The sequence below is a fragment of the Streptomyces sp. NPDC048461 genome (genome assembly GCF_055587105.1).
The window spans coordinates 109,017-115,823 of sequence record NZ_JBVJGW010000010.1; the positions used below are offsets into that span (position 1 = coordinate 109,017).

Consider the following 6,807-nt stretch of genomic DNA (forward strand, 5'->3'; position numbering starts at 1 on the left):
CCAGGCGAACCGTCCAGAAGGCGAACTGACAGGGGCGCGTGCTACCAGGCCCAGCCGTCGTTCCGGCCCACGCGGATGGCGAGCGGCATCGGTGCGTGTCCCAGCCCGCCGGGGTCTCCGGTGAGGCTACGGGCACAGGCCCCCGGGCAGGAGAACAGCTGTGCCGCCCCTGTCTGTGCCACGACCACGGCCTCGTGCGAGTTCCGCAGGTCCGCCAGACAGTGCATGCAGGCGAGACCCGCCTTCTGGTCTTCCGTCAACGGCGCGGATCCGACGTCGAAGGCCGTGGCCGTCCCGGCGGGGGCGGCCATGCGGGCGCCGGCCTGGCCTCCGGTCAGAGGCTCCGACGCGTGGTGAGGGGGCATGGTCTTCTCGATCATGTGCTTGCCTGTCTGCCGTCGAATGAACCATCGGGCGCCGCCTGGCTGCGGTGGCACCCACCGAGCCGGCACCGCGCTCCGCCACGAGGGGCACGCAACACCACGACCGTGACCGGCGCTGACGGCGCCCAGGCTCTAACGATCAAGCGTTTCGGCGGTCACCGCAGCCCAGGGGGAATCCCGCGGCACGGTGGCCCGGCGGCCCTGTACGAGGCACCCGACCGCGACCTCCGTCCCAGCGGCCGAGCCACCCGGCGGCGTTCCGCAACACTCCTGCCTCGCGCCCGGATGCGGGACGCGAGGCAGGAGCGCGATGACCATGAGGCGGGCGCGTGGGTGACCGTGGTGCCGCCGCAGCCGGCCGCCGCGATGTCGTACGGGCGGCGCGGCCCTCCTACGGCTCTTCGATGATGTGCACGGCCGCTTCCTCTGCCGAGGCGGCTCCGGCGTCGATGCCCACGTCGTGAGCCAGTACGCCGTTCTCGTGCGGGAAGGCGGTGACCGGTGCCAGTCGCCCGGCGCGGGCGCCGCCGGCCTGGGGGTCCACCGGTTCGCCCTCGCCTTCGGCCAGGTCCCCGATTCCGTCACCTGCCTGGGGAGCCGGTTCGGGAAGTTCCCGGGCGAGACGTTCGTCGAGGCTCTCCCCCTCTCGCTGCTCCTCGCCCGTGGTGGAGTGGCGGTCGCTCGCATACGGCCGCTCGACCGGCGAGTGGCCCTGATCGAGCAGGTCGTCGGCGTCCGGCTCCCCCAGGCTGTCCTGCATGTCCGGCTGGCCCTCGGAAGGCTCGTCCTCGGGCTGGGGCTGGTAGACGTCATCGCCGCGGGCGTGGGAGTCGCTCATCACTCTCGTCCTTCCTCTCGGATCCCCCGCTCCCGGGGTTGATCCATCCTCCTTGGGCGCCTCCCCACAAATCAGCGGATCACACGGACGGGGCGGTACGAGGCCCTGACCCATGAGGAGCGGTGGCCGGTCTTCCGGCTCAGGCCGGCCACTTCCACTGCGTGATCTCGGCCGGGTCCACGCCGGTACGGCGCAGCTCCGCGCGGAGCCGGTCGCGGTGGCGGGCGTACTCCTCCGCGAGCTCACGGGATCCGGCGTGGTGGTCCCGCAGGTAGGTCAGGGCGGTGATCGCCAGATCGTGGCGGGAGGTGCCGTTGAGGACGAGGAGGTCGTAGGGGGTGGTCGTGGTGCCCTCCTCCATGTAGCCGCGGACGTGGAACCGGTCGGGGTTCGGACGGCCGTGGAGCAGCTGGTGCACGGCGGAGGGATACCCGTGGAAGTCGAAGACGACGGGGGTGTCGTCACCGAACAGGTCGCGGAAACGGTCCTGCGCCATTCCGCGCGGGTGGCGGTCCGGCGGGGCGAGGGAGCACAGGTCGACGACGTTCACGAAGCGGATCCCGGCGTCGGGCAGGTCGCGCCGCAGCATGTCGGCGGCGGCGAGGGATTCGACGGTGGGGATGCCGCCGGCGCAGGCGAGGACGACCTCGGGGGCCGTCCCACCGTCCGTGCTCGCCCAGGGCCAGGCGGAGGCTCCCGCGCGGCAGTGGGCGCGGGCGGTGTCGAGGTCGAGCCACTGGGCGGCGTCGTGCTTGCCCGCGACGACGATGTTGACCTTCCCCGTCTCGCCGAGCAGATCCTCCATCGTCACCAGGAGGCTGTTGGCGTCGGGCGGCAGGTAGACCCCGGTCACGGTGTTCTTGCGGTTCAGCAGGTTGTTGATGAATCCCGGGCCCTGGTGGCTGTACCCGTTGTGCTCCTGGCGCCAGCCCTCGCTGCTGAGGAGGTACGTGAGGCTGCTGACCGGAGCGCGCCACGGGACCTCGCGGGACAGCTTCAGCCACTTCGCGTGCTGGTTGACCATGCTGTCCACGATGGGGGCGAAGGCCTCGTACGTGGGGAACAGGCCGTGCCGGCCGGTCAGCAGGTAGCCCTGGAGCCAGCCCTGGCAGTTGTGCTCGGACAGCATCTCCATCACGCGGCCGTCCCGGGTGAGGTCCTCGGAGTACTCCTCGACGGGCCAGACGTAGGCACGGCCGCTGGCGGCCAGGACGGCGTCGAGCTTGTTCGAGGCCAGCTCGTCCGGCGAGACGATGCGGAAGTCGCGGCGCGCGGCGCTGCTCCGCATCAGCTCGGCCAGCCAGTCGCCCAGGACCCGGGTGGGGCTCGCGGTGGCGGTGCCCCGGCCCTTGGCGACGTCGATCGCGTGGGGTTGCAGCGGCGGCAGGTCGAGCGGGCGGCGCAGGCGCCCGCCGTCCGCCGCGGGCTGGGCGCCGATCCGCGCCGCGCGCTGCGGTACGCCCGCCAGGACGTCCGGCACGGGACGTCCGTCGCCGTCGAACAGTTCCTGGGGCCGGTAGGAGCGCAGCCACTCCTCCAGGGCCCGCAGCTGCTCCGGATCGTCGTGGACGTCCGGCAGCGGCACCTGGTGGGCGTGGAAGGTCCCTTCGATCGCCGTGCCCTCGACCTCGGCGGGCGCTCCCTGCCCCTTGAGGCTGCGCAGCACGATCATGGGCCAGGCGGGGCGGACCGGCTGGTCGCCCGAGCGGGCACGGTTCTGGAGTCCTCGGATCGCGGTGTGCGCGTCGAGGACCGCCTCTCCGAGCGGGTCTCCCGGCGGGTTGCGGGTGACGTCCACGATCCGCGGGTCCCAGCCGTAGCCGCGGAAGAGGGACGTGAGCTCGTCGTCCGTCATCGTCGCGAAGACGGTGGGTGAGGAGATCTTGTAGCCGTTGAGGTGCAGGACCGGCAGGACCGCGCCGCCGGTTGCCGGGTCGAGGTACTTGGTGGAGTGCCAGGCGCCGGCGGTCGGTCCGGTCTCCGCCTCGCCGTCGCCGACGATGCAGGCGACGATCCGGTCGGGGGCGTCCAGGGCCGCGCCGAAGGCGGTGGCCAGGGCGTATCCGAGTTCGCCTCCCTCGTGCAGGGTTCCGGGGAGGGCCGGGGAGAGGTGGCTGGGGAAGCCGTCCGGGGCGCAGTAGCGCCGGGCGAGCTCGCGCAGGCCGGCGCCGGTTCGGGCGAGGGCCGGATCGTAGTCCTCGTGGGTGCCCTCCAGCCAGAGGTTGGCGTGGATGGCGGGGGCTCCGTGCCCGGGGCCGGTGACCAGGAGGACATCGGCGTCGCGCTCCCGGATGAGGGTGTTGAGGGCGGCGTAGACCATGGTGATGCCGGGGCAGGTGCCCCAGTGGCCCAGCAGACGCGGCTTGAGGTGTTCGGGCCGCAGGGGTTCGCTCAGCAGGACGTTGTCCTGGAGGTAGATGAGGGCCGCGGCCGCGTAGTCGGCGGCGCGCCGGTAGGTGTGCGGGTCCGGCTGTCCGGTCTGTCGGATGGACTCGGTCACGACACTGCTCCGCATCGTCATCAGGGGGCATGCTGCACGCCTGTCCGCCTGCCCTGTGGCATCTGCCTGAACCCGCGGGCTCCGGCGAGCGCATCCCGTGGGCCGCGGCGCCGGGGCCGCTCGTACGGCTCCCCCTCGCCCGGGCGTTTGCGCTAGCGCGGAGGCCGGGACGGGAAGCCGACCGCAGCCGCCGCCTCAACGACTCCCCGCTGGGATCCGTCCGGACCCGCGCACGGTTTGCCCGTCAGGGCCTCGGGTAGCCGAGACACGGGCGGAACGGGATGTTCCACACAAAGCCCTCCCTCGTCGTTCTGGAGATTTCATGTCAGACCAGCGCAAGAGTTCCTTTGCGACCGTGAATCCCGCCACTGGGGAAACGGTTGCGGAGTTCCCGGCCATCGAGGGCGAAGAAGTCGATGCCGCACTTGATCTCGCGGGCCGCGCGTTCAGCGCCTGGCGCGAGCGCACGGTCTCCGATCGCGCCGCCGTCGTGGGACGCGCCGCCTCGCTGATGAGGGAGCGCAAGGAGGAGTTGGCCCGGACGATCACGCTGGAAATGGGCAAGCTCATCTCCGAAGCGCGCGGAGAGGTGGACCTCGCCGCGTCGATCCTGGAGTACTACGCCGAGCACGGTCCGGCCTTCGCGGCCGACGAGCCGCTCGACGTCGAGGAGGGGGAGGCGTACCTCGTCAACGAGCCGCTCGGCGTGCTCCTCGGCGTCATGCCGTGGAACTTCCCCCTCTACCAGGTCGTCCGCTTCGCGGGCCCCAACCTGGTGCTGGGCAATACCGTCCTGGTCAAGCACGCCGGGATCTGTCCGCAGTCCGCGCTCGCCCTGGAAGCGCTCTTCCGCGACGCGCACGCCCCGGAGGGCGTCTACACCAACCTGTTCGTGAGCCATGACGAGATCTCGCGCATCATCGACAGCCCGGTCGTCCGCGGGGCCTCCCTGACCGGTAGCGAGGCGGCGGGTGCCCAGGTCGCCGAACGAGCCGGGCGGAACATGAAGCCCAGCCTGCTGGAACTCGGCGGGAGCGACGTGTTCATCGTCCTCGACCGCGAGGGACTGCAGCGCACGATCGGCGCCGCGGTGGCGGGCCGGATGGCGAACACCGGCCAGAGCTGCGTGGCGGCAAAGCGGTTCATCGTGCTGGAGGACGCCTACGAGGACTTCGTGGACGGCCTGCGCCGCGCCTTCGAGGACCTGCGGCCGGGCGACCCCGCCGACGAGGCGACGACCCTGGGCCCGCTCTCCTCCGAGCGGGCGGCAGCGGACCTGGCCGACCAGATCCGCGAGACCGTCGACCAGGGGGCGGAGCTCGTGACCGGTGGTCACCGGATCGACCGCCCGGGTGCCTTCGTCGAACCGACGATCCTCACCGGCGTCAAGCCGGGCATGCGCGCGTACGCCGAGGAGCTCTTCGGGCCGGCCGCGGTGGTCTACCGGGTCGCCGACGAGGACGAGGCCGTCGCCCTGGCCAACGACAGCCAGTACGGTCTCGGCGGTTCCGTGTTCGGCGCGGACCTCGATCGGGCACGCCGGGTCGCCGAGCGCGTGGAGACCGGCATGGTCTGGGTGAACCACCCCACCTCGACCCAGCCGGACCTGCCCTTCGGCGGCATCAAGCGCTCCGGCTACGGACGGGAACTGTCGAAGCTCGGCATGCAGGAGTTCGTGAACCGCAAGCTCGTACGGATCCTGCCGCCCGACGCAGAGCTGCGGGGTATCGCCGGCTGAGCGAGCGGCCCGGCGCCGTCGCCGTGCGCGGGCCCGGCGCGCCCCGAAAGGCCTCGCCCCCTGCCCCACCCGTAAGCACCCACAAGCACCCACAAGCACCCAAGGAGAGAACGTGACCGCAGTACCCGCCATCACCCTCAACAACGCCGTGCGGATCCCCCAGCTCGGCTTCGGCACTTTCCAGATCCCGCCCGAGGAGACCCGCGAGACGACGCTGGCCGCTCTGGAGGCCGGCTACCGGCACATCGACACGGCGCAGATGTACGGCAACGAGCAGGGCGTCGGCCAGGCGGTCCGGGAATCCGGGCTCGACCGCGCCGACGTGTTCGTGACCAGCAAGCTCAACAACGGCGCCCACGCGTACGACGCCGCCCTCCGGGCTTTCGACGGCACGATGGGGGACCTGGGCCTCGACTACCTGGACCTCTTCCTCATCCACTGGCCGCTGCCCGGCAACGGAGACTTCGTGGAGACCTGGAAGGCCATGGAGGAGATCTACCGGTCCGGCCGGGCCAAGGCCATCGGAGTCTCCAACTTCCAGCCCCGCCACCTGCGCCGGCTGCTGGAAGCCGGCACCGTCGTACCCGCGGTCAACCAGATCGAGGTCCACCCCTACCTCACCCAGGACGACGTCAGGGCCTTCGACGCGGAACACGGCATCGCCACCGAGGCCTGGTCCCCCATCGCGCAGGGCAAGGTACTCGACGACCCGACCATCACCCGCATCGCGGAGCGGGTGGGCAAGTCTCCCGCCCAGGTGACGCTGCGCTGGCACCTGCAGCGCGGGGACATCGTCTTCCCCAAGTCCGTCACTCGCGAACGCATCGAGGAGAACCTCGACCTCTTCGACTTCGAGCTCGACGAAGGGGACATCGGCGAGATCTCCGCGCTGAACCGCAACGAGCGCACCGGCCCCGATCCGGACCGCTTCAACGGCTGAAGGACACCGGCCTGGAGCCCGGCCGGGGTCAGGTGCCGATCCCCTCGGAGGAAGCGCCTGCCCGTTTGGGCGAGGGCTTACGGGTCATACGGGCCCTTGTAAGACTTTTTCCACGCAACAGGGAGTGATCAGCTGTGTCTGGTGAGCAGAAGACCGAGGCGAAGGGCGAGCAGGCCAAGGGCAAGCTCAAGGAGACCGCTGGCCGTGTGACGGGCAACGAGCGGCTGACCGCCGAGGGCCGCGCCGAGCAGGCCAAGGGCGACGCCCGCGAGGCCAAGGAGAAGGTCAAGGACACCTTCAAGCACTGACCTTCGCGTACAGGGGCGGGGGGGGCCCCCGCGGGGGCCGCGCCCCCGCGGGCCCCCAGCCCCCCCCCCCCCCCCCCACACCGCGGGGGGGGGGGGGCGT

General features: G+C 71.5%; 6 protein-coding genes. 3 read left to right on the forward strand and 3 right to left on the reverse strand.

From position 1 onward, the window contains the following. Nucleotides 1-41 precede the first annotated feature (41 nt). The 3 genes from ACZ6S8_RS19105 to ACZ6S8_RS19115 form a co-directional block, all read right to left on the reverse strand. On the reverse strand, nt 42-380 hold the full coding sequence (locus ACZ6S8_RS19105; RefSeq protein ID WP_469457174.1) for a hypothetical protein: 339 nt from the start codon (nt 378-380) through the stop codon (nt 42-44). A 394-nt stretch (nt 381-774) separates the two neighbouring features. After that, a complete protein-coding gene (locus ACZ6S8_RS19110; RefSeq protein WP_469457176.1) occupies nt 775-1,221 on the reverse strand; it encodes a DUF5709 domain-containing protein in 447 nt (148 codons plus the stop codon). 139 nt (nt 1,222-1,360) lie between these two features. After that, nucleotides 1,361-3,736: a phosphoketolase family protein gene (locus ACZ6S8_RS19115; RefSeq protein WP_469457453.1), complete on the reverse strand. Its 2,376-nt coding sequence runs from the start codon at nt 3,734-3,736 to the stop codon at nt 1,361-1,363. Nucleotides 3,737-4,043: 307 nt separating this feature from the next. Between ACZ6S8_RS19115 and ACZ6S8_RS19120 the strand changes: the two genes are divergently transcribed. From ACZ6S8_RS19120 to ACZ6S8_RS19130, 3 genes are all read left to right on the forward strand, one after another. Beyond that, a complete protein-coding gene (locus tag ACZ6S8_RS19120) occupies nt 4,044-5,459 on the forward strand; it encodes an NAD-dependent succinate-semialdehyde dehydrogenase (RefSeq protein WP_469457177.1) in 1,416 nt (471 codons plus the stop codon). A gap of 112 nt (nt 5,460-5,571) precedes the next feature. Continuing rightward, nucleotides 5,572-6,399: an aldo/keto reductase gene (locus ACZ6S8_RS19125; protein WP_469457178.1), complete on the forward strand. Its 828-nt coding sequence runs from the start codon at nt 5,572-5,574 to the stop codon at nt 6,397-6,399. A 134-nt stretch (nt 6,400-6,533) separates the two neighbouring features. After that, nucleotides 6,534-6,707 (forward strand): CsbD family protein, encoded by a 174-nt coding sequence (locus tag ACZ6S8_RS19130; RefSeq protein ID WP_469457180.1) that lies wholly within the window; start codon nt 6,534-6,536, stop codon nt 6,705-6,707. Nucleotides 6,708-6,807 lie beyond the last annotated feature (100 nt).

Coding starts and splice junctions, on each gene's coding strand:
- ACZ6S8_RS19105 (WP_469457174.1), bottom strand. CDS start 380: ATGATCGAGAAGACCATGCCCCCTCACCACGCGTCGGAGCCTCTGACC.
- ACZ6S8_RS19120 (WP_469457177.1), top strand. CDS start 4,044: ATGTCAGACCAGCGCAAGAGTTCCTTTGCGACCGTGAATCCCGCCACT.
- ACZ6S8_RS19110 (WP_469457176.1), bottom strand. CDS start 1,221: ATGAGCGACTCCCACGCCCGCGGCGATGACGTCTACCAGCCCCAGCCC.
- ACZ6S8_RS19115 (WP_469457453.1), bottom strand. CDS start 3,736: ATGCGGAGCAGTGTCGTGACCGAGTCCATCCGACAGACCGGACAGCCG.